General features: G+C 48.7%; 25 protein-coding genes. 14 read left to right on the forward strand and 11 right to left on the reverse strand.

The features are described 5' to 3' along the window. Positions 1 to 74: 74 nt before the first annotated feature. The 10 genes from XMA152_RS00800 to XMA152_RS00845 all read left to right on the forward strand — a co-directional run bounded on the left by XMA152_RS00800 (position 75) and on the right by XMA152_RS00845 (position 9,822). On the forward strand, positions 75 to 701 hold the full coding sequence (locus tag XMA152_RS00800; RefSeq protein WP_371731704.1) for a phosphoribosylanthranilate isomerase: 627 nt from the start codon (positions 75 to 77) through the stop codon (positions 699 to 701). Further along, complete coding sequence (trpB, locus tag XMA152_RS00805) at positions 685 to 1,899, forward strand: tryptophan synthase subunit beta (protein ID WP_173482431.1); 1,215 nt, start codon at positions 685 to 687, stop codon at positions 1,897 to 1,899. The genes XMA152_RS00800 and trpB overlap by 17 nt, the downstream gene beginning before the upstream one ends. A gap of 12 nt (positions 1,900 to 1,911) precedes the next feature. Next, positions 1,912 to 2,715 (forward strand): tryptophan synthase subunit alpha, encoded by an 804-nt coding sequence (trpA, locus tag XMA152_RS00810; protein ID WP_173482432.1) that lies wholly within the window; start codon positions 1,912 to 1,914, stop codon positions 2,713 to 2,715. A gap of 21 nt (positions 2,716 to 2,736) precedes the next feature. Next, positions 2,737 to 3,612, forward strand: coding sequence for an acetyl-CoA carboxylase, carboxyltransferase subunit beta (gene accD, locus XMA152_RS00815; RefSeq protein ID WP_173480840.1), 876 nt, complete (start codon positions 2,737 to 2,739; stop codon positions 3,610 to 3,612). A gap of 22 nt (positions 3,613 to 3,634) precedes the next feature. Continuing rightward, complete coding sequence (folC, locus tag XMA152_RS00820) at positions 3,635 to 4,906, forward strand: bifunctional tetrahydrofolate synthase/dihydrofolate synthase (protein ID WP_173482433.1); 1,272 nt, start codon at positions 3,635 to 3,637, stop codon at positions 4,904 to 4,906. Then, the gene (locus XMA152_RS00825; protein WP_217363888.1) at positions 4,888 to 5,478 is read left to right on the forward strand and encodes an SPOR domain-containing protein; all 591 of its coding nucleotides are present in this window, start codon (positions 4,888 to 4,890) and stop codon (positions 5,476 to 5,478) included. Before folC ends, XMA152_RS00825 begins: the two co-directional genes overlap by 19 nt. An 84-nt stretch (positions 5,479 to 5,562) precedes the next feature. After that, entirely contained in the window at positions 5,563 to 6,084 is a 522-nt protein-coding gene (locus tag XMA152_RS00830; RefSeq protein ID WP_173482434.1) for a CvpA family protein, read from the forward strand. Positions 6,085 to 6,103: 19 nt separating this feature from the next. Then, on the forward strand, positions 6,104 to 7,624 hold the full coding sequence (gene purF, locus XMA152_RS00835) for an amidophosphoribosyltransferase (RefSeq protein WP_173480843.1): 1,521 nt from the start codon (positions 6,104 to 6,106) through the stop codon (positions 7,622 to 7,624). 9 nt (positions 7,625 to 7,633) lie between these two features. Continuing rightward, the gene (locus tag XMA152_RS00840; protein ID WP_173480844.1) at positions 7,634 to 8,863 is read left to right on the forward strand and encodes an O-succinylhomoserine sulfhydrylase; all 1,230 of its coding nucleotides are present in this window, start codon (positions 7,634 to 7,636) and stop codon (positions 8,861 to 8,863) included. Positions 8,864 to 8,874: 11 nt separating this feature from the next. Continuing rightward, positions 8,875 to 9,822 (forward strand): tRNA-dihydrouridine synthase, encoded by a 948-nt coding sequence (locus tag XMA152_RS00845; RefSeq protein WP_173482435.1) that lies wholly within the window; start codon positions 8,875 to 8,877, stop codon positions 9,820 to 9,822. Positions 9,823 to 10,027: 205 nt separating this feature from the next. Here XMA152_RS00845 and XMA152_RS00850 read toward each other — a convergent pair whose 3' ends face one another. The 11 genes from XMA152_RS00850 to cysD all read right to left on the reverse strand — a co-directional run bounded on the left by XMA152_RS00850 (position 10,028) and on the right by cysD (position 20,070). Next, entirely contained in the window at positions 10,028 to 10,441 is a 414-nt protein-coding gene (locus XMA152_RS00850) for an Hsp20 family protein (RefSeq protein ID WP_173480846.1), read from the reverse strand. 196 nt (positions 10,442 to 10,637) lie between these two features. Then, a complete protein-coding gene (locus XMA152_RS00855; protein ID WP_173480847.1) occupies positions 10,638 to 11,048 on the reverse strand; it encodes a DUF2185 domain-containing protein in 411 nt (136 codons plus the stop codon). An 8-nt stretch (positions 11,049 to 11,056) separates the two neighbouring features. Next, a complete protein-coding gene (gene nth, locus XMA152_RS00860; protein WP_173480848.1) occupies positions 11,057 to 11,692 on the reverse strand; it encodes an endonuclease III in 636 nt (211 codons plus the stop codon). 3 nt (positions 11,693 to 11,695) lie between these two features. Next, positions 11,696 to 12,406, reverse strand: a complete 711-nt coding sequence (locus XMA152_RS00865) for an electron transport complex subunit E (RefSeq protein ID WP_173480849.1) — start codon at positions 12,404 to 12,406, stop codon at positions 11,696 to 11,698. Beyond that, entirely contained in the window at positions 12,396 to 13,052 is a 657-nt protein-coding gene (rsxG, locus tag XMA152_RS00870; protein ID WP_173480850.1) for an electron transport complex subunit RsxG, read from the reverse strand. Before rsxG ends, XMA152_RS00865 begins: the two co-directional genes overlap by 11 nt. A 2-nt stretch (positions 13,053 to 13,054) precedes the next feature. Then, complete coding sequence (locus XMA152_RS00875) at positions 13,055 to 14,107, reverse strand: RnfABCDGE type electron transport complex subunit D (protein WP_173482436.1); 1,053 nt, start codon at positions 14,105 to 14,107, stop codon at positions 13,055 to 13,057. A gap of 9 nt (positions 14,108 to 14,116) precedes the next feature. Beyond that, positions 14,117 to 16,189: an electron transport complex subunit RsxC gene (gene rsxC, locus XMA152_RS00880; protein ID WP_371813275.1), complete on the reverse strand. Its 2,073-nt coding sequence runs from the start codon at positions 16,187 to 16,189 to the stop codon at positions 14,117 to 14,119. Beyond that, the gene (rsxB, locus tag XMA152_RS00885) at positions 16,186 to 16,779 is read right to left on the reverse strand and encodes an electron transport complex subunit RsxB (RefSeq protein WP_173482437.1); all 594 of its coding nucleotides are present in this window, start codon (positions 16,777 to 16,779) and stop codon (positions 16,186 to 16,188) included. Before rsxB ends, rsxC begins: the two co-directional genes overlap by 4 nt. Positions 16,780 to 16,788: 9 nt before the next feature. Beyond that, positions 16,789 to 17,370 carry an electron transport complex subunit RsxA gene (gene rsxA, locus XMA152_RS00890; RefSeq protein WP_173480853.1) on the reverse strand — a complete coding sequence of 194 codons (582 nt, stop codon included), beginning with the start codon at positions 17,368 to 17,370 and terminating at the stop codon, positions 16,789 to 16,791. A 116-nt stretch (positions 17,371 to 17,486) separates the two neighbouring features. Beyond that, on the reverse strand, positions 17,487 to 19,142 hold the full coding sequence (gene cysN, locus XMA152_RS00895; protein WP_173480854.1) for a sulfate adenylyltransferase subunit CysN: 1,656 nt from the start codon (positions 19,140 to 19,142) through the stop codon (positions 17,487 to 17,489). 10 nt (positions 19,143 to 19,152) lie between these two features. Continuing rightward, positions 19,153 to 20,070, reverse strand: a complete 918-nt coding sequence (gene cysD / locus XMA152_RS00900) for a sulfate adenylyltransferase subunit CysD (protein ID WP_173480855.1) — start codon at positions 20,068 to 20,070, stop codon at positions 19,153 to 19,155. 230 nt (positions 20,071 to 20,300) lie between these two features. On the opposite strand from cysD, the gene XMA152_RS00905 reads away from it, so the two are divergent. The 4 genes from XMA152_RS00905 to XMA152_RS00920 are packed head-to-tail and all read left to right on the forward strand — an operon-like array spanning position 20,301 to position 23,860. Continuing rightward, complete coding sequence (locus XMA152_RS00905) at positions 20,301 to 21,086, forward strand: sulfite exporter TauE/SafE family protein (RefSeq protein WP_173480856.1); 786 nt, start codon at positions 20,301 to 20,303, stop codon at positions 21,084 to 21,086. 32 nt (positions 21,087 to 21,118) lie between these two features. Then, a complete protein-coding gene (locus tag XMA152_RS00910) occupies positions 21,119 to 22,774 on the forward strand; it encodes a nitrite/sulfite reductase (RefSeq protein WP_173482438.1) in 1,656 nt (551 codons plus the stop codon). Next, positions 22,761 to 23,240 (forward strand): DUF934 domain-containing protein, encoded by a 480-nt coding sequence (locus XMA152_RS00915; RefSeq protein WP_173482439.1) that lies wholly within the window; start codon positions 22,761 to 22,763, stop codon positions 23,238 to 23,240. The genes XMA152_RS00910 and XMA152_RS00915 overlap by 14 nt, the downstream gene beginning before the upstream one ends. Next, positions 23,237 to 23,860, forward strand: a complete 624-nt coding sequence (locus tag XMA152_RS00920) for a phosphoadenosine phosphosulfate reductase family protein (RefSeq protein ID WP_173482440.1) — start codon at positions 23,237 to 23,239, stop codon at positions 23,858 to 23,860. The genes XMA152_RS00915 and XMA152_RS00920 overlap by 4 nt, the downstream gene beginning before the upstream one ends. Positions 23,861 to 23,865 lie beyond the last annotated feature (5 nt).

The raw sequence follows: 23,865 nt of genomic DNA on the forward strand, positions 1-23,865 counted from the left end.
TTGGTAGACTTTCCAACCGATAAATTGAGTGATCAACTCAGTTGTCTTTAACGACCTAATTTAGAGCCTCTATTGTGCGAACTCGTGTAAAAATTTGTGGTATCACCAATATAGATGACGCGCTATCGGCCGTTGATGCTGGGTGTGATGCGCTTGGCTTTGTTTTTTACGCTAAAAGTCCGCGAGCTGTTACTCCAGAACAGGCTGCTGAAATTATTTCCAAGCTGCCTGCGTTCGTTACCAGTGTGGCTCTGTTTGTGAATGAATCTGCTGAGGTCGTTAATCAGGTTATCGCCACAGCAGGTGTTGATCTATTGCAGTTTCACGGTGATGAGAGTGCTGAGTTTTGTTCCAGATTCTCTCGACCTTACATCAAAGCGCTTCGCATGAAGCCGGAGTTAGATCTAACGGCTCAGTTTGAGACGTACGCATCCTCACAAGGGATTCTTTTGGATGCTTATACCCCTGGGATACCTGGGGGTACTGGTGAAATGTTCGACTGGTCCAGAATACCAACTGAACTGGCAACCAAGATTATTTTGGCGGGTGGCTTGTCGGCAGAGAATGTTGCTGAAGCCATCGCTCAGGTGTCTCCCTACGCTGTTGATGTGAGTGGGGGTGTTGAGGCATCTAAAGGGATTAAAGATTCAAATAAAATGACAGATTTTATGAACGAGGTTTACCGTGCCAACAACAGATAATACACAGGTGCAGCTACCCGATGAGAATGGACACTTTGGCCAATTCGGTGGTCGATTTGTCTCTGAAACGTTAATGGGTGCTCTGGAAGAGCTTGAAGAAGTTTACAAAAAACTCTCTAACGACCCAAACTTCCAAGAGGAGTTTGATAAAGACCTCGCTCACTACGTGGGTCGTCCCTCGCCACTCTATTTTGCTGAGCGCCTCACAGACAAAGTGGGCGGTGCAAAGATCTATTTGAAACGTGAAGATCTTAACCATACGGGTGCACACAAGGTGAACAACACCATTGGTCAGGCACTTCTGGCTAAGTTTATGGGTAAGCCGCGTGTTATCGCTGAGACAGGTGCTGGTCAGCACGGTGTTGCCTCGGCAACGGTTGCTGCTCGTCTGGGTCTTGAGTGTAAGGTCTACATGGGTGAAGAGGATGTTCGCCGACAAGCGCTAAACGTCTACCGTATGAAGCTGCTGGGTGCTGAAGTGATTCCAGTTACTTCGGGCACTAAAACGCTTAAAGATGCGATGAACGAAGCGATGCGTGATTGGGTAACCAATGTCGATAATACCTTCTACATCATTGGAACTGCTGCAGGTCCGCACCCCTATCCAATGCTTGTGCGTGATTTTCAGTGCGTCATCGGGCGTGAAACAAAACAGCAGTGTATGAATCAGATTGGTCGTCTACCGGATGCTGTTGTGGCTTGTGTGGGTGGTGGCTCGAACGCCATCGGTATGTTCCACCCATTCATTGAAGATGAGTCGGTTCGTATGATCGGTGTTGAAGCGGGTGGTCACGGTCTTGAAACGGGTGAACACGCAGCACCGCTAAGTGATGGTCGTCCAGGCGTACTGCATGGAATGCGTACCTACCTGATGGAAGATGATAACGGCCAGATTATCGGTACACACTCTGTCTCGGCCGGTCTTGATTACCCAGGTGTAGGTCCTGAGCACAGCTACTTGAAAGATATTAACCGTGCAGAGTACGTTGCGATCAATGATGACGAGGCACTCGATGCATTCCGTACGTTGACGCAGGTTGAAGGTATCATGCCAGCACTTGAATCCTCTCACGCGGTTGCTTACGCCATGAAGATGGCAAAAGAGATGAGTCCAGATCAAGTGATTGTTGTAAACCTATCGGGTCGTGGTGATAAAGATATACATACCGTCGCAGGCATCGACGGCATTGAGATGTAATTGGAGAGTTAAATGAGTCGTATTGAAGCCTGCTTTGCTGCCATGAAGGCAGAGGGACGTAAAGCGATTGTCCCTTATGTAACCGGTGGTGATTCAAACCCAAGCGTTACCGTGCCTCTAATGCATGCACTAGTTGAAGCGGGAGCGGATGTCATTGAGTTGGGTGTGCCTTTCTCGGATCCAATGGCCGATGGCCCCGTGATTCAGTTAGCCTGTGAGCGTGCCCTTGAGCACGGCACCAGTTTGACCGATGTATTGGCAATGGTTGCTCAGTTCCGTGAACAGGATCAGACAACACCGGTGGTTCTAATGGGCTACCTTAACCCTATCGAAGTGATGGGCTACGAAACCTTTTCTAAAAACGCTAAAGCGGCAGGTGTCGATGGTGTGCTAGTGGTCGATATGCCACCGGTTGAGTCTGCTGGCCTAATGGCGGCAATGAAGGCTGAGTCACTTGATATCATCTTCCTCATTGCACCGACAACCTCTCCAAAACGTCGTAAGGCGATCTGTGAGCAGGGCAGTGGTTATCTCTACTATGTATCCGTTAAAGGTGTGACTGGATCAAAAGCATTGAATGTAGATGAAGTAGGGGCCTACATCAGCGATATGCGCCAGGATACAGATCTGCCGATCTGTGTAGGCTTCGGTATCCGTGATGGTCAGTCTGCTGCAGCCGTCTCTAAAGTATCCGATGGTGCCATTGTCGGTTCCGTGCTGGTTAATCAAATTGCAGAACTGGCAAACACGCCAGAGAAGATTCCTGCTGCAGTTGCAGGTATAGTTAAAGAAATGCGTCAAGCGATCGACGCTTAAGTCGATCATTTAGGGAGTACCATGAGTAACTGGTTGGAAAAGATCGTACCGTCACTGGCACGTAATGATGAGAAAAAACGCAACAGCATTCCAGAAGGGCTTTGGGAGAAGTGTCCAAAGTGTGAAAGTGTGCTGTACAAGCCAGAGTTAGATAAGACCTTACATGTCTGCCCTAAATGTGATCATCACCTACGTATTGGCGCCCGTCAGCGTTTGAACTACTTCCTTGATGAAGGGTCAACGAAAGAGATTGCAGCTGATATTGAGCCAATCGATCGTCTTAAGTTCAAAGACTCTAAGAAATACAAAGATCGTCTAACGGCTGCTCAGCGCGATACCGGTGAGAAAGACGCATTGGTTGCTATGAAGGGTACCTTAGAGGGCAACCCAGTTGCTGCGGTCGCTTTCGAGTTCCGTTTCATGGGTGGTTCAATGGGTACCGTTGTAGGTGAGCGCTTTGTACGTGCTGCTGAAGTCTCATTGGCTGAGGGTATTCCACTGGTCTGCTTCTCTGCTTCAGGCGGTGCTCGTATGCAAGAAGCGCTATTCTCGCTTTTCCAAATGGCTCGTACATCGGCCGTACTTGAAGAGATGCGTACCAAAGGTATCCCTTTCATCTCTGTGTTAACTGACCCTGTATACGGTGGTGTCTCTGCCAGCCTTGCTATGCTGGGTGATTTGAACGTTGCTGAGCCTCGTGCACTGGTTGGCTTTGCAGGTCCTCGAGTTATCGAACAGACCGTTCGTGAAAAACTTCCTGAAGGGTTCCAGCGCAGTGAGTTCCTTTTAGAGCACGGGCAAGTTGATATGATTATTGAGCGCGGTGAGATGCGTAGCCGTCTTGCTAAAATGCTTCGTCAAATGCAGGGTCAGCCTGCTCAACAACTCGCCGACTAAGCGCTCAGAAGACGATTGGGTTATGAGCAAATTGAGCTCAACTAACAGTTTGGAAGAGTGGCTCGCAGTCATTGAGGCCGCTCATCCATCTGAGATTGATTTGGGTTTAGATCGTGTTGCTGAAGTGGCCGGTCGCCTGAATCTGGATTTTTCTCGCAGTAAAGTCATCACTGTAGCGGGTACCAACGGTAAGGGTTCAACCTGCGCGATGTTGGATTCTATTCTTCGCGCCTCAGATTTCACCACCGGTGTCTACAGCTCCCCTCATTTTTTAAACTATAATGAACGGATAAAGATTAACGGCTTAGATTCATCTGATGAAGTCATTGTTGATGCATTTTGTCGGATAGATCAAGCTCGAGAAGAGATCTCTTTAACCTACTTTGAGTACGGCACACTGGCTGCGCTGATCATCTTTTCAGACCTGGCTCTTGATTATGTGATTTTAGAAGTTGGGCTCGGCGGGCGATTGGATGCCGTTAACATTGTCGATGCTGATATCGCTGTGATTACCTCCATTGCGTTGGACCACATTGATTGGTTGGGCGACGACATCGAGTCCATCGCGCGCGAAAAAGCGGGTATTTTTCGACCTAATAAACCAGCGGTCTGTGCGATGTCACCGGCAGCTCGATCGATTGTTCAACACTCGGCTGAACTGAATGCTCCGCTCTACCAATTTAACCAAGATTATCGATTAGATGACGCTCAGAAGGTCTGGAACTGGTCGGGTGTCGATCTGAATGGTGAGCATATCGCTTACTTTGATCTGCCAGTGCCTCCTTTGCCACTGATTAATGCTGCAACTGTTCTGCAAGTATTGACGTTGATTGCTCCTGACGTTTCCATTGAGTCGATCGCTAGTGGATTAGAGAGTGTACAACTCACCGGTCGCATGCAGAGTGAAACAATCGGTGTAACCGAGTGTCTTCTTGATGTGGCACACAATCCGCAAGCGGCTGAGTACTTAGCGGATCGATTGCAGCAACAGCCTAAGCCGTCGAAACGAACCCTAGTGCTGGGTATGCTTAATGATAAAGATCGACAGGGTGTGATTGAGGCACTGAGGCCGATCACCGATGAGTGGTACTTGGTTTCACTACAAGGACCGCGCGCCAGTCAAGCTGAAGAGCTTGTGAATCTGGTTGGGGCAAACAACCCTCATCAATGTTTCGCGTCTGTATCCGAGGCGCTTGATCAATTATCAAACTCTACTTCAGAGAGTGAGCAGGTTCTGATCTGCGGCTCTTTTCTAACCGTTACGGAGGCCCTTAGTTGGCTCAAGACGCATTAATTCAGGCAAGTATTCGCCGTCGATTGTTAGGGTTGGGAGCGCTCTTGGTAATCTCACTCTCTATCGCTCCGCTGATCTTCGATGCCGCAGGCTATAAAGAGCGTAAAATTGTGGATCGTATTCCTCCTGCACCGACCTTGCCGCCCGTTATGGAAGCGGCTCCAGCGGTTGTTTTGGATGAGACAATCAACGAACCCGAGGTGATCAACGAGCCAGCGCCAGTGGCTCAGCCCGTTGTGATCAAAGCACCGCCAGTAGAGGTGGTCGAAAAGATGAAGCAACGTGCTCCTGAAGAGGTCTCGCCGGCAGAAGATATGCCAGCTTTGGATGAGAACGGAATTCCGGCGGCCTGGTCTTTGCAGTTAGCAAGTTTCAAAGATGAGCGAAATGCTAAGTCTCTTCGCGCTGATCTGACAAAAGCGGGATACAAGGTCTATATCCGTCGTGCCAACGACCTAGTTCGTGTCTACATCGGGCCAGAAATGCAACGTACCCGTTTAGAGTCGCTAAAAGAGTCGATCAAAGAGCAGTACTCATTGGATGGTATGATTGTGCGCTTTACAACTCAGTAAGCGATGATAAATAGATCAAGAGTTCATTGGGTAAACCGATCCACTCTGATAAAATGCAGCTGTTTTTAACTTTGGATAGAGAAGATGATCTGGACTGATTGGCTAATTATCGGCATCGTTGCCGTGTCCAGTCTATTAAGCCTCAAGCGTGGATTCGTGCGAGAAGCTCTATCACTTGTCACTTGGGTCAGTGCTTTTATAGTGGCGCGCCTGTTTTCAACCAGTCTTAGTGCCTATCTGGTTGATTACATCGAGACCCCATCCCTCCGTATGTTGGCAGCCTTTGCCGCTCTATTTGTATTAACACTGATCGTGGGTGCTCTTGTCGGTAAATTGATTACCGCTTTGATCAGTGCGACTGGTTTGTCTGCAACCGATCGTATCCTTGGAATGGGCTTTGGTGCCGTTCGTGGCGGTCTGGTTGTTGTTGTCATTGTTGCTCTGTTAGGGCTAACCCCAGCCGTTGAGGATCAATGGTGGAAAGATTCTCAGCTCATTCCTCACTTCGTTTTGATGGAGGAGTGGACCAAAGAGACTGCAAAAGAGATAGGTGGTGTAATCTGGACACTCAGCAGTGATCCAGCCAGCGCCAGTGCCGTGAATTAGTTCGATATAGGTAGATCGGATGTGTGGAATAGTTGGCATCGTAGCCAAAACCTATGTTAACCAGACAATTTTTGATGCGTTAACAGTCCTACAACACCGTGGCCAAGATGCTGCGGGTATGGTTACTTGTGAAGGTAACCGCTTTTATCTGCGTAAGGATAATGGCTTAGTCAACGAAGTCTTCCGTACACGACACATGAAAAAACTGAATGGCGAGATGGGTATTGGCCACGTGCGCTACCCAACAGCCGGTAGCTCAAGCTCAGCAGAAGCTCAGCCATTCTATGTCAACTCACCTTACGGTATTGCGTTGGCACACAACGGTAACCTAACCAACTCTGAGCAGTTGGCTGATGAGGTGTTCCGTTCTGATCTTCGCCACATCAATACCACCTCTGATTCAGAAGTGTTACTGAACGTTTTTGCCCATGAGCTGCAGTTGTTGGGCAAGTTACACCCAACCTCTGAAGATATCTTCAACGTCGTGGAAACGGTCCATAAGCGTTGTCAGGGTGGTTATGCCGTTGTTGCGATCATCACCGGTCTGGGTCTGGCCGCTTTTCGTGATCCTTTTGGCATACGCCCACTGGTTTACGGTAAGCGTGAAACCGAAGCAGGCGTTGAATACATGGTGGCCTCAGAGAGTGTTGCGTTGGATACTGCCGGCTTCGAGATGGTGCGTGATGTGGCGCCTGGTGAAGCGATCTTCATTACTCAAGAGGGTGAGATCTTTACCAAGCAGTGTGTTGAAACACCCGTGCTTGCTCCTTGTCTGTTTGAGTACGTCTACCTCGCTCGTCCAGACTCGATCATTGATGAGACACCGGTTCACAACGCGCGCATGGCGATGGGTGTGAAATTGGCGGATAAGGTGCGCCGTGAGTTCCCAGAGCACGATATCGACGTCATCATTCCAATCCCTGATACCAGCCGTACAGCGGCACTTGAGATGGCGAAAAGCCTGAAAGTGACCTACCGCGAAGGCTTTATCAAAAACCGTTACATCGGCCGTACCTTCATCATGCCTGGGCAGACTCAGCGTAAGAAGTCGGTTCGTCAAAAACTGAACCCGATTCAATCTGAGTTTAAAGACAAAGTGGTTATGCTGGTTGATGACTCTATTGTACGTGGTACTACGTCCGCTCAGATTGTTGAAATGGCACGTGATGCAGGTGCGCGTAAAGTCTACTTTGCCTCAGCAGCCCCTGAAGTTCGTTACCCCAACGTATTCGGTATCGACATGCCCAGTGCCAGTGAGTTGATTGCACATGGTCGTACTGCGGAAGAGGTGGGTAAAGAGATCGGTTGTGATTGGATGCTCTACCAAGATCTTGATGATCTAAAAGCCTGTGTCACAGATCTTAACCCTGCGATTACTCAGTTCGATACCTGTGTCTTCAATGGCGAGTATGTCACTGGAACAGTGACCAGCAGTTACCTTGATAACATCGATGCTAAGCGCAACGACGGTGCTAAGGCGAGTGCTGATGATGAACAGACCGAAGGAAACGAGTCTACCAACCTACATAAAGCTTTTTAAGGATGAAGCATGGGAAGTAAGCAGTTCGAACGACCTGAAAGGATTCAGTTCAGTGATGATCACTACGCGGTAGAGACGCTCGCAGTTAGAGCGGGTCAGTGGCGTAGTGAAGAGGGTGAACACTCCGACGCAATCTTCCCAACCTCTAGTTTTGTCTACAGCTCAGCAAAAGAGGCTGCTGATACCTTTGCCGGCAACATCGAAGGCAATGTCTACTCACGTTTTACCAATCCAACGGTTCAAGCCTTTGAGCGTCGTATTGCGGCGCTAGAGGGTGGGGAGCGCGCCATCGCGACCAGTTCAGGGATGGCGGGCATTATGAGTCTCTGTTTGTCATTAATGAAACATGGCGATCATGTGGTCTGTTCTCGCTCTGTGTTTGGTTCAACCGTATCACTATTTGAAAAGTACGTGAGTCGAGCGGGGATCGAAACGACCTTTGTTGACCCTAAAGATTTAACCGCATGGCAAGCGGCCGTGCGCCCTACAACCCGTATGTTCTTCTTAGAGACGCCTAGTAATCCTTTAGCCGAGGTGACGGACATACAGGCCGTTGCTGACGTGGCACATGCAGCGGGCGCTAAGTTGGTGGTGGATAACTGTTTTCTAACACCCGCTTTGCAAAAGCCACTGTCGCTCGGCGCGGATATTGTCATGCACTCGGCTACTAAACACCTTGATGGACAGGGGCGTGTTGTCGGTGGCGTTGTGGTTGGTTCAGACGCTGATATGGAAGAGGTGTTCGGGTTTATCCGAACAGCGGGCTCTTGTCTGAGTCCATTCAACGCATGGGTTTTCCAAAAAGGCTTAGAGACACTTCCACTGCGAATGAGAGCGCACAGCGAGGCTGCACTAGAGATTGCACAGTGGCTAGAGGCCCAGCCTAAAGTAGCGAGAGTCTACTATTCAGGTCTCGCTTCGCATCCACAACATGAACTGGCTGCTCGTCAGCAATCAGGATTTGGTGCGGTACTTGGATTTGAAGTTGCGAGCGATACCCTGAGCCAGCAAGAGGCGGCTTGGTCGTTTATCGACGCAACCGAAGTCATCTCGATTACCGGTAATCTAGGCGATGTTAAGAGCACAATCACTCACCCTGCAACGACGACTCACGGACGTATGTCAGCTGAAGCTCGTGCAGAAGCGGGTATTCAAGATAGCTTGATTCGTCTCTCTGTAGGCCTAGAGAACGTTGACGATCTCAAGCGCGATCTACAGCGTGGCTTAGACGCCATTTAAAATCGACTTTTATGCGTCTGATTGTTGCGCCGATGGAGGGCGTTGTTGATTACAGCATGCGTCGCCTCATCGCTCGAGTGGGCGGCGCCGATCAGATGGTCTCCGAGTTTGTGCGCGTTAACGACACGCTGCTTCCCCCTAAAGTCTTTCATAAACTGATCCCAGAGCTGAAACAGGATTATTGCGGTTACGGCGATACCCCTCTGGTTGTTCAGTTATTGGGTTCTGATCCTGAATCCCTGGCTAAAAATGCTTTAACTGCACTTGAGTTGGGCGCGCCTGCTATTGATATGAACTTCGGCTGCCCCGCCAAAACCGTTAATAAGAGTAGGGGTGGATCGATTCTCCTTAAGGAGCCCGAGGTCGTTCATGATGCCGTTAAAGCGGTGCGTGATGCGGTTCCTAGCCATATCGAAGTCAGCGCTAAAATGCGCCTAGGGTATGAAGACAAATCATTGGCAATCGATAATGCGCAGGCGATCGAAGCGGCTGGTGCGAGCTATCTTACTGTGCATGCCCGCACAAAGGTAGAAGGGTACAAACCGCCGGCACACTGGGAGTGGATCGCCAAGATTCGAAATGCGGTCTCGATCCCGGTGATTGCCAATGGCGAAGTCTGGAACGTCGAAGACTATGACCGATGCCGAGAGGTCAGTGGGTGTGAGGATGTCATGATTGGGCGAGGCTGGGTCGCTAACCCACTGCTACCGCTTCAGATTAAAGATAGAAGCTACCCGACCGATTTGGATGAGTGTTGGCAGCTGCTAAAGCCGAATATCCTTGAGTTTTATGATGATGTCTTCTCGTTAATTGAAGAGCGTCATGTGCATGGTCGTATTAAACAGTGGTGCAATATGCTGGGCTGGCACTATCCGCAAGCCAAAGAGCTATTCCAAGAGCTAAGAACCGAGCGGGATGCTGTGAAGATTGGGGATGTTCTTAAAAGCCGACTCCAGTAATCAGTTTTGGCTTTCATAACAGATCGCGGTTTATCGCTTCGCGCTAATTCGCTCCTACATCTCGTGACGGTGACTGGCTTTCAGCCTGTCATCCGCTGGTAGATTTTGCTCTATCTTCTGGAAGAAGCGGCAAGGGTCGATGACAGGCTGAAGGCCAGTCACGGTTAAAAAACGCGGCAAATGCCGCGTTTTTTTAAGTCTATTCTTAGCTAATCTCAATCCGACGAGCTTTCATCGCTTCTGGAATTTCACGGATCAATTCAACGTGAAGCAGTCCATTTTCCATCGACGCATTTTCAACGCGGACGTGATCGGCTAGTTGGAATCTGCGCTCAAAGTTACGGGCTGCGATGCCTTGGTAGAGGTAGGTACGCTCTACTTGATCTTCCGCTTTGTTACCACGAATCACTAGGTTGCCGCTCTCGCTGGTAATCTCAATCTCTTCGCGAGTAAAGCCGGCTACAGCCATAGTAATGCGGTAAGAGTTCTCTCCGGTCGCTTCGATATTGTACGGAGGGTAAGCTGATTGTTCGCTTCGGTTAGCGGTATCAATCATGTTGGCTAGGCGATCGAAGCCTATTGCTGAACGGTATAGGGGTGTTAGGTCAAAATTACGCATGGTCATATCCTCAAATTAAGCAATATGTAGTTCAAAGTTAAACCACCCAAGCGGCGTGGTTAGGAAGTGCAGTACCTCATGGTCACTGCCTACATAGATTATTTGGGGATAGTAACTAGAAAATTCAAGAGCGGAATTTAACTGAATCGCGACCCAAGGGAGTAGGGTAAAAAGGGTCGCGATTAATAGAGATTAATCAGTGGGTTGTTTCGTTACCGAACTGATCCACATCATTGGTGATCTCGACATCGACGTTAGCACTTGGAATCTTATAGTCGTAGACACGCTCCCAGCCTTCGGATTCAGGTGCACGCTCCCAGACAGTGCCAGCGTTGTACTCAAGCAGGGGCTCTAAGGAGGGGTCTATTTTCACGACTTTCTCTGTGGGCATGGGAATCATATTCACCTGTTCGTTGGCTAGAAACTCATCATCTTCATACCCAGTGAATAGTCGCCATCCGGTATCATTTAGATGCTCAGGGACGGTTTTATACATAAAACGAACCGGCAACTTTTCATCAATTACTAAACGAGACATCAGTGTTAAAAAGCCATTTTTGGTCTGGTTGGTTTCACCTTGGTAGGGCTTGTTGTCATCGTTGCTCATAATGGATCCTAGTAGTCTGTTTTCTTTTTGAATTCACACAAATCTTCAATGTTACAGGCGCCACATCGAGGCTTTCTAGCGACGCAGACATAGCGGCCATGCAGTATCAACCAATGGTGGGCATCGATTAAATACTCCTTTGGCACAAGGCGCAGCAGTCGCTTCTCGACCTCTAATACATTTTTACCTGGGGCGATCCCGGTCCGGTTGGAGACACGGAATATATGGGTATCAACTGCCATGGTGGGTTGGCCAAAGGCGGTATTTAGAATGACATTGGCGGTCTTGCGTCCAACGCCTGGGAGCGCTTCAAGATCTTCTCGGTTGTCTGGAACCACTGAGTTATGAAGATCGACCAGCATATGGCAGGTCTTCATCAGATTCTCAGCCTTGGTATTGAATAGGCCGATGGTCTTAATTTTCTCTTTAAGCCCTTCAATGCCCAAATCAATGATCGCCTGCGGTGTGTTGGCGATAGGGAATAGCTTGCGAGTCGCTTTGTTCACTCCAACGTCAGTAGCCTGAGCCGATAGAAGCACGGCTGCCAGCAGCTCAAACGGCGAACTGTACTCTAGTTCGGTTGTTGGATGTGGATTGTCCGCTTTTAGTCGCTCGAAGATCTCGATGCGTTTTAGTTTGTTCATCGCTTAGCCTGTTACGCGGACCCGTTTCGAACCCGTACTTACGGGAGCTTCGGTTGGCTCAGGGATTGGTTGTCGCTCTTTGATTCGCTGATCAATCAGGTTTTTCAGTGCGATCAAAAGGCCTAAACCGAGGAATGCGCCCGGCGGTAGAATGGCAAATAGGAAGTTAGGGTAGTCATCTGCCAGTGTAATATGCCAGTTCGTTGCCATCTCTCCGAATAGAAGATCCATGTTGGCAAACAGAGCACCGGTGCCCAGTAGCTCACGCATCGCGCCGAGAATGACCAAGACCAGCATAAAGCCAATCGACATAAAGAAGCCGTCAATAAACGACTCTTTGATCGCATTTCGAGAGGCAAAGGCATCGGCGCGACCCATAATCACGCAGTTGGTGACGATGAGCGGAATGAAAATACCCAAAATGGTATAGAGTTCATAAGTGAAGGCCTGCATCAGTAATTCGATGGCGGTGACAAAGGCGGCAATAATCATCACGAAAATGGGTAGACGAACCGTTTCAGGTGTTAGCTTGCGGAACAGTGATACCGTCAAGTTGCTGCCGGTCAGAACGACCAGTGTCGCCAATCCAAGTCCTAGCGCGTTAACCACCGAGTTGGTGACGGCGAGTAGTGGACAGAGTCCAAGTAGTTGAACCAGGGCTGGGTTGTTAGTCCATAACCCATTCTTAATCAGTGTCTGTGTTTCACTCTGCATAGCTCTTCTCACGATTCGCGGGTGACAATAACAGATTCTTGTGGGTCTCAAAGTAGTCTAACGCAACGCTGGTTGCTTTGACGACAGCCCTAGGTGTGATCGTTGCACCGGTAAATTGATCAAATTGACCGCCATCTTTTTTCACGGCCCAGTTTGAATCATCTTGACCCTGTCGACGAGTCCCTCTGAAGCTTTCTATCCAATCTGATTTAGCTCTATCGATTTTATCGCCAAGCCCTGGGGTCTCTTTGTGGGAGATGACTCGCACACCAGCAATGGAGCTGTCCGCATTGATTCCGACAATCAGATCAATGTCGCCAGAGTAACCCTGAGAGGAGGTGACCGGTAAAATAACCCCAACTACCTGATCGTTTTGTATCGCTTGGTAACCAGTGGTCCCAGTCTCGACGTTCAGCTGTCCTGCATCCAGTTCAATGCGATGGTCATACAGCTGTTCATCAATGCTCGCAGGGAAGATCTCATAGAGTGCCTTCGATTCAGCTTCACGAACGTTGGCATCAATACGATCGACCGTCGTCACTTGGGTAATGGCGATCACAGCAGCCGACAAAACGGCAAATAGACCAATACCAACCGCGCTCTTAGAGATGGATTGAGTGGTGGTAGGGTTCTCATTGATCTCCATACTCACTCTCCTTTGGGTCCAAGACGTGCACGTTTATGGCCGTAACTACGCGGTTGGGTGTAGTGGTCGATCATTGGCGCCGCTAGATTCATTAGAAGAACCGAGAAAGCAACCGCATCAGGATAGTTACCCCAGGTTCGAATAATGAAAATTAACAATCCGATACCCATACCAAAAACGATTCGACCGCGGTTACTGGTGGCGGATGAAACCGGATCCGTAGCGATAAAAAACGCCGCTAACATAGTGGCACCCAGTGTTAGGTGATTAAACGGGTCAACAAAATTACTGGGATCGACACCATAAGCGATGGCACTCACCAAGCCTAGGGTGACAAGAATGCTGACAGGGGTATGCCAAGTGAATACCTTTTTGTAGATCAGGTAGATGCCACCCATAAACCATGCGGCCGAAAGGGCGTGATAGGCTGCGGCACCCTCAATCAAGGTTTGATTGCTGCGCCACATCTCTTCTGTCGTAAAACCATCACGGTTGCGCAGAATATCCAAAGGGGTCGCCCCGGTGTAGGCATCCATCATCTGTGATGATCCGGCAAAGATCAGTGACAGTGACTCCGATATAGCTGGAATGGACCAACCCTCACTGCCACTTAATACGTAGGGAAGGTTCCAACTGGTCATCTGAACCGGGAATGAGACCAGCAGTAGGGCGTAGGCGACCATGGCTGGATTAAAGGGATTATTACCAATGCCGCCATAAACCTGTTTAGCAAATAGAATCGCAACAAACATCCCAACAATACCGATCCAGAGCGGTGCTGAGGGCGGTATAGAGACTGCTAATAGAAGTGCCGTTACCGTGGCGGAATAATCACCTAGGTAGCGTGAAATGGGCAGTCCGCGCATCTTCAGAGCAAGCGCTTCAAACGCGAGCCCTGAGGCTAGGCAGATCGCAACCTGAATCAAAGTACCCCAACCGAAGAAGAGGGTCAGCGCGAGTATGCCTGGAATCATCGCCAGAATGACTAGCTGCATGACACCAGAGCTGGTATTGCTGCGGGTAACGTGGGGTGAACTCATCCGTATCAGTGACATCTGTTAATCCTACTCGTACGGTTTAAGTTGTGATTCAAGTTGAGCGAAATGACTTTTGGCTGACTCAAGATCGGTTTTCAGAGCTTCTTGCTCTGTCTCGTCATCACTCTTGCTGATCGCACGTTCAATCTTGGTTATGGCAACCTTCGCCATGGCAACATCAATGCGCAGCTGTTTAAGATCAATTCCTGCGCTCTGGGCCAGTTCAATCAGAGCATTGTCAGCATCAGTATGGGCTTTGCTTGCCTCTTCTAGGCGAGACTTCAACGCTTCGATTTCGCTTTCGTCTTTCTCTTCGGCGGCTTCTGCCTTCTTCAACTTGGTGCGCATGATCGAAACTTGCTGCTTCAGCGCTTTTAGATCCGGTTTAGTCTCTTTCGGTTCGCTCTTAGTTGGCGTTGATTGGACTGCTTCCGTTGTAGAGCTGTTCTGAAGGGCCTGTTCAGCCTCAGTCGCTGCCTGTTTAAGTTTATCGACAGTCGCTTGCAGAGTTTCAACGCCATCCAGACCTTTATCTTGGGCATTTTTGAGGGCGATTTCGGCTTTCTTCAATTTGGTTCTGGCAACGGCCGCAGCTGTTTTCAGTGCCGCTGTGTCATCTTGCGCAGTTTCACTGCTGGACTGTTTCTTACGTTCTGCTTGAGCTTTAGCCGCTTCAGCCGCGCGTGCTTTACGTCGTTCCGCTTTCTCGATTGCCTCGCGTTCTAGGCGAGCTTGTCTCGCTTCGAATCGCTCACGAGCATGGTCAGCTTTGCGTTGTTCAAGTTCCTCTGCACGGATCTCAGATTTGGCAAAACGGTAGAATTGCACCAGAGGAATGCTGCTAGGGCAGACGTAGGCGCAAGCTCCGCACTCTATACAGTCAAACAGGTTATGGTTTTTCGCCTTCTCAAACTCTTTGCCTTTTGCAAACCAGTAGAGCTGCTGCGGAAGCAGTTGTGCAGGGCAGGCCTGTTCACACATTCCACATCGGATACAGGGCTGTGCCGCAGGCGCTTCGGGCATCTCGCTATCGGTCGCCGCGATCAGACAGTTGGTTGTTTTGATGACCGGAATTGAATCGGTTTCTGCGGCAACCCCCATCATTGGACCGCCCATCACCAGACGATGCATGGCGCCCGGTTTTAGATCAGCCGCCGAAAGCAGTTCTGAAAAAGGTGTTCCGATCAGTGTCCAGAAGTTCCCAGGGTGCTCAACTGCCTCACCGGTTACCGTCACAATACGTTGTATTAATGGCTCCCCGTGATTGATAGCGCGATGCAGCGCCTGAGCCGTCCCAACGTTTTGCACCACAATGCCAATGTCAGCCGGTATTTTGCCACTCGGTACTTCTACACCGGTTAAAAGCTGAATCAATTGGCGTTCACCACCGGAAGGGTATTTGGTCGGAACCACGACGAGATCCACATCGATATCAGTTTCAGCGAGCGCCTCATTGAGGGCGCGAATCGCGTTGGGCTTGTTATCCTCTATACCAATTAGGGTATGAGTTGGCTCCAACAGATGCTGAATGATTTTAATACCTTCTAATATTTCAGAGGCGTGCTCACGCATCAGCATATCGTCAGCAGTAATGTAGGGCTCACACTCAGCCGCATTGATAATCAAGGTGGTGACAATGTGATCTGAACCCAAGTTCAATTTCACATCGGTTGGGAAGCCTGCACCACCCATACCTGCAATACCCATTTGGCGAATCTGGTTAACCAGTGCAGAACGCTCTATGCCCTTATAATCAATTGCCTGATGTTCAATCCACTGATCTAGGCCATCTGATTCAATCACAATACATTCAGCGGTTAGACCCGACGCGTGCGGCACGGGTTGTGCTTCGATCGCGGTAACGGTGCCGGAGGTTGGTGCATGCAACGACGCACTAATACGACCTACGGGTTCAGCGATGATTTGTCCTTTAAGTACTTTATCTCCAACAGAGACAACAGGGTCAGCGGCTAGGCCAAGGTGTTGCTGGGTTGGAATGACCAAGCTTTTAGGAATGGGCATGGTCCGCACTGAAGCGCGAGTAGACTGCTTCTTATTTTCTGGCGGGTGAATGCCGCCGTGAAAACTGAATACCTTCACGATGGATTCTCCTCAAAGCGAGGCTGTCTATCCGTCGCAATCAGATTATTGGTTTGAGGTGGTTCTGGCCACTTCCAGTTCAGTGTTGTCGTCGCCACTGGCAACATATCAATACAGTCGACAGGACAGGGCTCAACACAGAGATCACAACCGGTACACTCATCGACAATGACGGTGTGCATCTGTTTTGCTGCACCTAAAATGGCATCGACTGGGCAGGCTTGAATACACTTAGTACAGCCAATGCACTCATCTTCACGAATGTAAGCGATCTTGCGAACATCCTCGACCCCGTGCTCTGAGTCCAGAGGAATAGAATCAACGTTAAGCAACTCGGCCAATTGGTCAATGGTGGTCTGCCCACCAGGTGGACACTTATTGATCGCTTCACCTGCTGCGATACCTTCAGCGTAAGGGCGGCAGCCAGGGTGACCACATTGGCCACATTGAGTTTGTGGTAACAGGGCGTCAATTTGATCAACAATCGGGTCACCCTCCACTTTGAAGCGGACGGCTGCGAAGCCAAGAATGACACCAAAAATCAGTGCCAGAATGGCGAGAACAAGAATGGCTAGTGCAACGCTACTCATGCAGCCACCTTAGAACTGAACCAGGCCAGCAAAGCCCATGAAGGCGAGTGACATAAGGCCAGCCGTAATCATACCGATGGCTGGACCTTTAAAGGCAACTGGCACCTCAGCAACAGCAATGCGCTCACGCAGCGCCGAGAAAAGAATCAGTGCCAACGAAAAGCCAACTGCAGCACCAAAACCATAACCAATGGATTCGATAAAGTCGTTCTGTTTGCGAATGTTCAACAGTGCTACACCCAATACCGCACAGTTGGTGGTAATCAGTGGCAGGAAGATACCCAGTAGCTTGTAGAGCAGTGGACTGGTTTTATGTACGACCATCTCCGTGAACTGCACAACCACAGCGATCACGAGAATGAAACTGACCGTCTGTAGATAGATCAGATCAAATGGCAGTAGCAGATAGGTGTAGACCAAGTAGCTGCAGACAGAAGAGAGCGTCAGTACGAAGGTGGTCGCGAGCGACATCCCCATGGCGGTCTCTAGCTTGTTGGATACCCCCATGAAGGGGCACAAGCCTAGAAATTGAACCAGTACAAAGTTATTCACCAGTACGGTACTGATTAAAATTAATAGAAACTCAGTCATCGTCTATCGCTATGGCGTTGAAAGCAAAAAGAAGCTTAATAAAAACGGTTTAGAGTGTACCCTAAACCGCCTCTATAACCCAGTATCAACGGTTGTTTCAGGTCAATTAGACGTCGCTAAAGTAACTTTAGTTCAGTCAGTGACTGCAGAATCAAATCTACCTGTTTTTCGGTCGGTAGGGTGATATCGAGATAAACCTCAGCGTTTGCATGCGGTCCAATGACAATATCACTTCCATCCTCGATAGTACTGAGAACAACGAGTCCTGCCTCTTTTAACAGTACTGCATCGTCTAGTCGGCTGCTCACCGCCGGTAGAAGGCCTCTATCGAAGAGACGTTTCTCCAGAGTGAACAGCACCGAATTTGTGACATTCGGTAGTCCAACAATCAGAGCGTTATGGCCTAGGCGACGAGCTCGAAGGCTAGCATCAACCACCGTTTCAGAGTGTATTTCGTTGTTCTCAATCGGCTGCTCAGCGTCAACCATCATGCCCGCGGCAATGGTTCTATTGGTTAAGCGGTCAATAACAACAAAGGATCCGGTCGAACCATTTTCTAGGTAGGGATCCATCTGAATCGCGCGATCGAGTTGCAGACTGACTTCTGCAATCTCATTAAGCGTCAATGAATCTGCAGGCAAGGCCTCTTGGCTATTCACATCCACTTTGAAATGAATATCAGTGACTCGACCAGAGGATTTCGCTGCTGTTGTTTTAATGAGAAGGTTGTTGCCTACCTTAAGGGGAGATTGGTCCATCCAGATCAGTTTGGCTCTAAAGGCGTTAATGGGCTCGACCTCATCATTCGCCAGCACCAGAGTGTCACCTCGTGAGATATCGATTTCATCTTCAAGCGTCAGCGTGACGGCCATCGGAGCGAAAGCACGTTCAAGATTCCCATCCATCGTAACGATCGATTTAACCTTGGATTGCTTATTACTGGGAAGGACTTTGACCTCTTGACCTACCTCTATGGAGCCTGATGCGATGGTTCCTGCATAGCCACGGAAGTTTAAGTTAGGGCGACTGACATACTGTACGGGGTAGCGAAAAGCCTCAGACGTTGCACGTCCAGTATCTACATCCTCTAGCAACTCCATAAGGGTTGGACCTGAGTACCAGGGAGTGTTGATGGATGGATCGACAACATTATCACCCTGCAGTGCAGATATAGGGCAGAAGTGAATATCAGATAAGCCCAGTTTATCGGCCAAAGCGAGATACTCTGCCTGAATCTCGTTAAAACGATTCTGATCGAACTCTACGAGATCCATTTTGTTGATCGCGACGACAATGTGTTTAATACCCAGTAGGGAAACGATGTAGCTGTGGCGACGTGTCTGTGTCTGAACGCCGTATCGGGCATCGACCAGAATAATCGCCAAATCCGCTGTTGATGCGCCGGTCGCCATGTTTCGTGTGTACTGCTCATGACCGGGTGTGTCGGCAATGATGAACTTACGTTTTGCAGTAGAGAAATAACGATAAGCGACATCAATGGTGATGCCTTGTTCACGCTCGGCCTGAAGGCCATCGACCAACAGCGCTAGATCAGGTTGATCGCCGGTTGTGCCAACACGCTTACTCTCTTTATTGATGGCAGCAAGTTGGTCCTCATAGATCATTTTAGAGTCGTGAAGCAGGCGGCCAATCAAAGTGGACTTGCCGTCATCGACGCTGCCACAGGTGATAAAACGGAGCAGCTCTTTATTCTCGTGCTGCTCAAGGTATGCGTTAATATCACTGGCAATAAGGGATGATTGATGACTCATAATATCTATCCTAGAAATATCCTTCGATTTTCTTCTGTTCCATGGACCCTGCACCGTCATGGTCTATAGCGCGGCCCTGCCTTTCAGAGGTGGTAGCCAATAGCATCTCTTGAATGATCTCAGGCAGTGTTGTGGCTGTAGATTCAACGGCGCCCGTTAATGGATAGCAGCCTAGGGTTCTAAAACGGACCGATTTTTGTTCAGGTACTTCACCGTCATTAAGTGGTAAACGCTCATCATCGACCATGATGGTCATGCCATCTCTCTGAACCACTGGACGCGGCTTAGAAAAGTAAAGTGGTACTAAAGAAATATTCTCTAAGTATATGTATTGCCAGATATCTAGCTCTGTCCAGTTCGATAAAGGAAAGACACGAATGCTCTCGCCTTTATTGATCTCAGTGTTGTAGATATTCCACAGCTCTGGCCTCTGGTTTTTTGGATCCCAACGGTGGTTTTGGTCCCTAAATGAGAAGACGCGTTCCTTGGCGCGAGACGCCTCTTCATCACGACGAGCACCCCCAAATGCGGCATCAAACTGATACTTATTTAGAGCCTGCTTAAGGCCTTGAGTCTTCATGATGTCAGTATGTTTTGCGGACCCATGGACAAAGGGGTTGATGTTCATATCGACGCCCTCCTGATTGATATGAACCAACAGCTCCATACCCGCATCTTTTGCCATCTGATCTCTAAACTCGATCATCTCTCGGAATTTCCAAGTGGTATCGACATGAAGCAGTGGAAAAGGAGGATTGCCAGGGTAAAAAGCCTTACGGGCTAAGTGCAGCATGACTGATGAATCTTTACCGATAGAGTAGAGCATAACAGGGTTATTAAACTCAGCAGCCACTTCACGAATGATGTGAATGCTCTCTGCTTCAAGCTGTTTGAGATGGGTCAAACGATCCGAGCTAATAAGATTCATAGCGCCTCCTTAATTTCGAAAACGCATTATGCATACCAATTTATATAACCCAAAAGAATATATAAAAATTAAGATAGCAGTTTTGGTTATATAAAATTTATCATCTATAAATATTAGCTATATAACTGATTCGGATAATATTACGACTAAATATTATTTTGAGTTATATAGAAAGGTATATATATTCCATTTCGTAATTTATATTCTTATCTTTATAACGGAGCAACCACATGGAATTTGGATACTCTTTTGCTGGCCTTTTGGTTGGTTTCGTTATTGGTTTAACCGGTATAGGTGGTGGCGCGTTGATGACGCCTATATTAATTGTCGGTTTTGGTGTGCCTTTAATAGTGGCTGTGAGTACGGATCTTCTATACGCCGCATTTACTAAAGCGGGTGGCATCATTAATTACGCAAAGAGACAGTTGGTCGAGTGGCGTGTAGCGGCACTGCTGTTGTTGGGGAGTTTGCCAAGCTCATTTTTGACGCTGATTCTTCTCAGTCAGGTTGATTCGGTGGCAACTCTCGAATCAACCATCAACTTAACGCTTGGGATCTCTCTGTTACTCACCTCTATTGCAGTCTTCTTTCGTGAGGCAATTCGTCGTTTTTCAGACAAGCAGTCCGATACGACTTTTGCGCAAACACTTGTAAAGTTGCGTCCCTATCTAACGGTGCTATGTGGTCTCTTTTTGGGTGGGTTGGTCACACTTTCATCAGTAGGGGCAGGTGCGCTAGGAACCGCCATGCTGATCTTGCTCTATCCGCGTTTTTCAATGGGTACGATCGTTGGAACGGACTTAGTCCATGCCGTCGTGCTCACGGCTTTCTCAGGGTTTGGTCACATGCAGATGGGTACAGTGGATTTGGAGCTTTTGGCCTACCTATTAGTGGGCTCACTGCCCGGGGTTTGGTTAGGCAGTCGATTAGGGGCGAATCTATCTCCTAAATTGATGCAGCCGATTATCGGCAGTCTGTTAATGGCGATAGGTATCCGTTTCGTTTTAGCGGTTTAAAAGAATATTTCAGTAAAGGGTTAGGGTAGACGATGTATATCTATAACGACGTTGATCAAAAGATCGTTGATGAGCGTGTTGAACAGTATCGCGATCAAACCAAGCGGTACCTAGAAGGGAACTTGAGTGATGACGAGTTTCTGGCACTCCGTCTGATGAATGGTCTCTATATCCAGAGACAGGCACCTATGCTTAGGGTGGCTATTCCCTATGGAACGATGACATCGACTCAGTTAAGAGCTTTGTCTGCGATCTCTAGAAAATATGATAGAGGCTATGGTCACTTTACGACGCGTACCAATATTCAATTTAACTGGCCAAAACTTGAAGAGGTGCCTGATATTTTGGCGGATCTCGCAAAGGTTCAGCTGCATGCGATCCAGACTTCAGGCAACTGTATTCGAAATACGACCACTGATCACTTTGCTGGCGTTTCCGCAACTGAAATTTCTGATCCTAGACCCTGGTGTGAGCTGATTCGACAGTGGTCGACTCTGCATCCTGAATTTGCCTATCTTCCACGAAAATTCAAGATCGCCATTACCTCAGGGCCAGAAGACCGTGCAGCCACTCAAGTTCATGATGTTGGGTTGCACCTCATTAAGAACGCTCAAGGCGAGCTAGGCTTCGAGGTATTAGTTGGCGGTGGTTTAGGGCGCACACCGAAAATAGGTAAGGTGATTCGTCAGTTCTTACCCGCTAATGAGGTGATCTCGTACTTGGAGGCAATCCTAAGGGTTTATAACTTAAAGGGGCGTCGTGATAACAAGTACAAAGCTCGAATTAAGATATTAGTTGATGCGCTGGGTGCTGATGCGTTTCGTGATCTTGTCGAAGAGGAGTGGCAGCATCTCAAAGGGAGTGATTTGCAAATTACTCAAGAGGAGATTGAACGGGTCAGTGACTTCTTCACGCCACATGACTACAACGCTCAAGCGGCTGCTGACACGACATTGGATCACTATCTAGAGACCCATTCAGAGTTTAAACACTGGTATCAGAGAAATACGCATCAGCACAAAGTGCCTGGCTATCGTGCAGTGACCGTCTCCCTTAAGCCGCAGTTAGGGGCGCCGGGGGATATCACAGCCTTGCAGATGGATCTGGTGGCAGAGTTGGCGGATCGTTTCTCCTTTGGACAGATTCGCTCAACGCATCATCAAAATCTTCTATTGGCCGATGTTGATCAGAGAAACTTGTACTCCGTTTGGGTAGCGCTCAGTGATGCAAATTTAGCTCGTGCCAATATCGGCACGCTAACCGATATGATTGTCTGTCCTGGGTTTGATTTCTGTTCTTTGGCCAATGCAAAAACCCTGAACATTGCACAGCAGATTAATGATGCCTTTGATGATGTTGATTATCTGCATGATCTTGGTGATATACGCCTCAATATGTCGGGATGTATTAATGCCTGTGCCCATCACCATGTGGGTCATATCGGTATCCTAGGTGTCGATAAGAAGGGTGAGGATTGGTATCAAATCACACTGGGAGGATCGAGCGAAGCCGATGCATCACTGGGTAAAGTGCTGGGACGCGCTGTCGCTGCTGATGAGGTGGCCGATACGTTAAAGCGTCTTCTGGAAACCTATGTGGAACTACGAAAGGGTGATGAGCTGTTTATCGATTGCGTGCGCCGACTAGGTGTTGAGCCGTTTAAGGAGAGAGTCTATGCCGTTGCTTAAGCATAAAACCTTAGTCAGTGATGATCCTTGGGTTTTTCAGGAAGAGTTTTCAGACATTACAGAATCATCCATCGTTGTGCCATTCACTCAGCTTCTTCAGCAAGTGACGATTGCACAACCTCAGGAACGATTAGGCGTCAGACTCAGCAGTGAGGAGTCACTGGATGATCTGATTCCACATTTAAATCAGGTATCGCTGGTTGAAATCTATTTTGAAGCGCTACGCGACGGTAGAGGCTTCAGTTTTGCTCGCCTGATACGTCGAGAGGGTTTCCAGGGTGAGATACGTGCCAGCGGTGAGGTGAGCCGTGATCGACTGGATTATCTCTATCGGTGTGGCTTTGACTCGGTGCTGTTGCAGGCTCCGATCGATGCTGAGCAGGCCCAAACGGCCTATCAAGAAATTTCCGTGCACTATCAGGCTGATGCGCGAAACGACCAACCTATCTATAGGCAGACATTATGAGCTTAGATATTAATAAGGCTAATCAACAACTCGCCGGCGCAACCCCTCAAGCGATTGTCGAGTGGGCACTAGAGCAGGGCGATAACCCAATTATTACGACCAATTTTCGTCCCTATGAGTCGGTCATTCTGCATCTAGTGACCTCAGTTAAACCGGATATTAAAGTGCTTTGGGTCGACTCAGGATACAACACCTCGGCGACCTACCGCTTTGCCGAAAAACTGATACAAGACCTAAATCTTAATGTGATTACCTATGTGCCAGCACAAACAGCAGCGCATCGAAATGTGGTCATGGGTGGCATCCCTGACGTGGATAGCCCACTGCATGAAACCTTTACACAGCAGGTCAAAATCGAGCCATTTCAGCGGGCTCTAGCCGATCTAAAGCCGGACGTATGGTTTAACGCCATTCGCAAAGATCAGACCGAGTTTAGACAGTCACTGGACGTCTTAAGCCAATCAAAAGATGGTGTGCTGAAGGTGGCCCCACTCTTTGAGCTGACTGAGGCTCAACTTGAGTCCTATCTGCTAGAACATAATTTGCCGAATGAGCATGACTATTTCGACCCAACCAAAGCGCTAGAGACCCGTGAATGCGGACTTCATACGCAACTGTAGAGCCA

Origin of the sequence: Marinobacterium sp. xm-a-152 (assembly GCF_013282965.1) — a bacterium.
Lineage (GTDB): Bacteria > Pseudomonadota > Gammaproteobacteria > Pseudomonadales > Balneatricaceae > Marinobacterium_E.

Excerpts from the sequence above, each read along its gene's own strand:
- trpA (WP_173482432.1), top strand. The coding sequence starts at position 1,912 with ATGAGTCGTATTGAAGCCTGCTTTGCTGCCATGAAGGCAGAGGGACGT.
- accD (WP_173480840.1), top strand. The coding sequence starts at position 2,737 with ATGAGTAACTGGTTGGAAAAGATCGTACCGTCACTGGCACGTAATGAT.
- folC (WP_173482433.1), top strand. The coding sequence starts at position 3,635 with ATGAGCAAATTGAGCTCAACTAACAGTTTGGAAGAGTGGCTCGCAGTC.
- XMA152_RS00830 (WP_173482434.1), top strand. The coding sequence starts at position 5,563 with ATGATCTGGACTGATTGGCTAATTATCGGCATCGTTGCCGTGTCCAGT.
- purF (WP_173480843.1), top strand. The coding sequence starts at position 6,104 with ATGTGTGGAATAGTTGGCATCGTAGCCAAAACCTATGTTAACCAGACA.
- XMA152_RS00840 (WP_173480844.1), top strand. The coding sequence starts at position 7,634 with ATGGGAAGTAAGCAGTTCGAACGACCTGAAAGGATTCAGTTCAGTGAT.
- XMA152_RS00845 (WP_173482435.1), top strand. The coding sequence starts at position 8,875 with ATGCGTCTGATTGTTGCGCCGATGGAGGGCGTTGTTGATTACAGCATG.
- XMA152_RS00850 (WP_173480846.1), bottom strand. The coding sequence starts at position 10,441 with ATGCGTAATTTTGACCTAACACCCCTATACCGTTCAGCAATAGGCTTC.
- XMA152_RS00855 (WP_173480847.1), bottom strand. The coding sequence starts at position 11,048 with ATGAGCAACGATGACAACAAGCCCTACCAAGGTGAAACCAACCAGACC.
- nth (WP_173480848.1), bottom strand. The coding sequence starts at position 11,692 with ATGAACAAACTAAAACGCATCGAGATCTTCGAGCGACTAAAAGCGGAC.
- XMA152_RS00865 (WP_173480849.1), bottom strand. The coding sequence starts at position 12,406 with ATGCAGAGTGAAACACAGACACTGATTAAGAATGGGTTATGGACTAAC.
- rsxG (WP_173480850.1), bottom strand. The coding sequence starts at position 13,052 with ATGGAGATCAATGAGAACCCTACCACCACTCAATCCATCTCTAAGAGC.
- XMA152_RS00875 (WP_173482436.1), bottom strand. The coding sequence starts at position 14,107 with ATGTCACTGATACGGATGAGTTCACCCCACGTTACCCGCAGCAATACC.
- rsxB (WP_173482437.1), bottom strand. The coding sequence starts at position 16,779 with ATGAGTAGCGTTGCACTAGCCATTCTTGTTCTCGCCATTCTGGCACTG.
- rsxA (WP_173480853.1), bottom strand. The coding sequence starts at position 17,370 with ATGACTGAGTTTCTATTAATTTTAATCAGTACCGTACTGGTGAATAAC.
- cysN (WP_173480854.1), bottom strand. The coding sequence starts at position 19,142 with ATGAGTCATCAATCATCCCTTATTGCCAGTGATATTAACGCATACCTT.
- cysD (WP_173480855.1), bottom strand. The coding sequence starts at position 20,070 with ATGAATCTTATTAGCTCGGATCGTTTGACCCATCTCAAACAGCTTGAA.
- XMA152_RS00905 (WP_173480856.1), top strand. The coding sequence starts at position 20,301 with ATGGAATTTGGATACTCTTTTGCTGGCCTTTTGGTTGGTTTCGTTATT.
- XMA152_RS00910 (WP_173482438.1), top strand. The coding sequence starts at position 21,119 with ATGTATATCTATAACGACGTTGATCAAAAGATCGTTGATGAGCGTGTT.
- XMA152_RS00915 (WP_173482439.1), top strand. The coding sequence starts at position 22,761 with ATGCCGTTGCTTAAGCATAAAACCTTAGTCAGTGATGATCCTTGGGTT.
- XMA152_RS00920 (WP_173482440.1), top strand. The coding sequence starts at position 23,237 with ATGAGCTTAGATATTAATAAGGCTAATCAACAACTCGCCGGCGCAACC.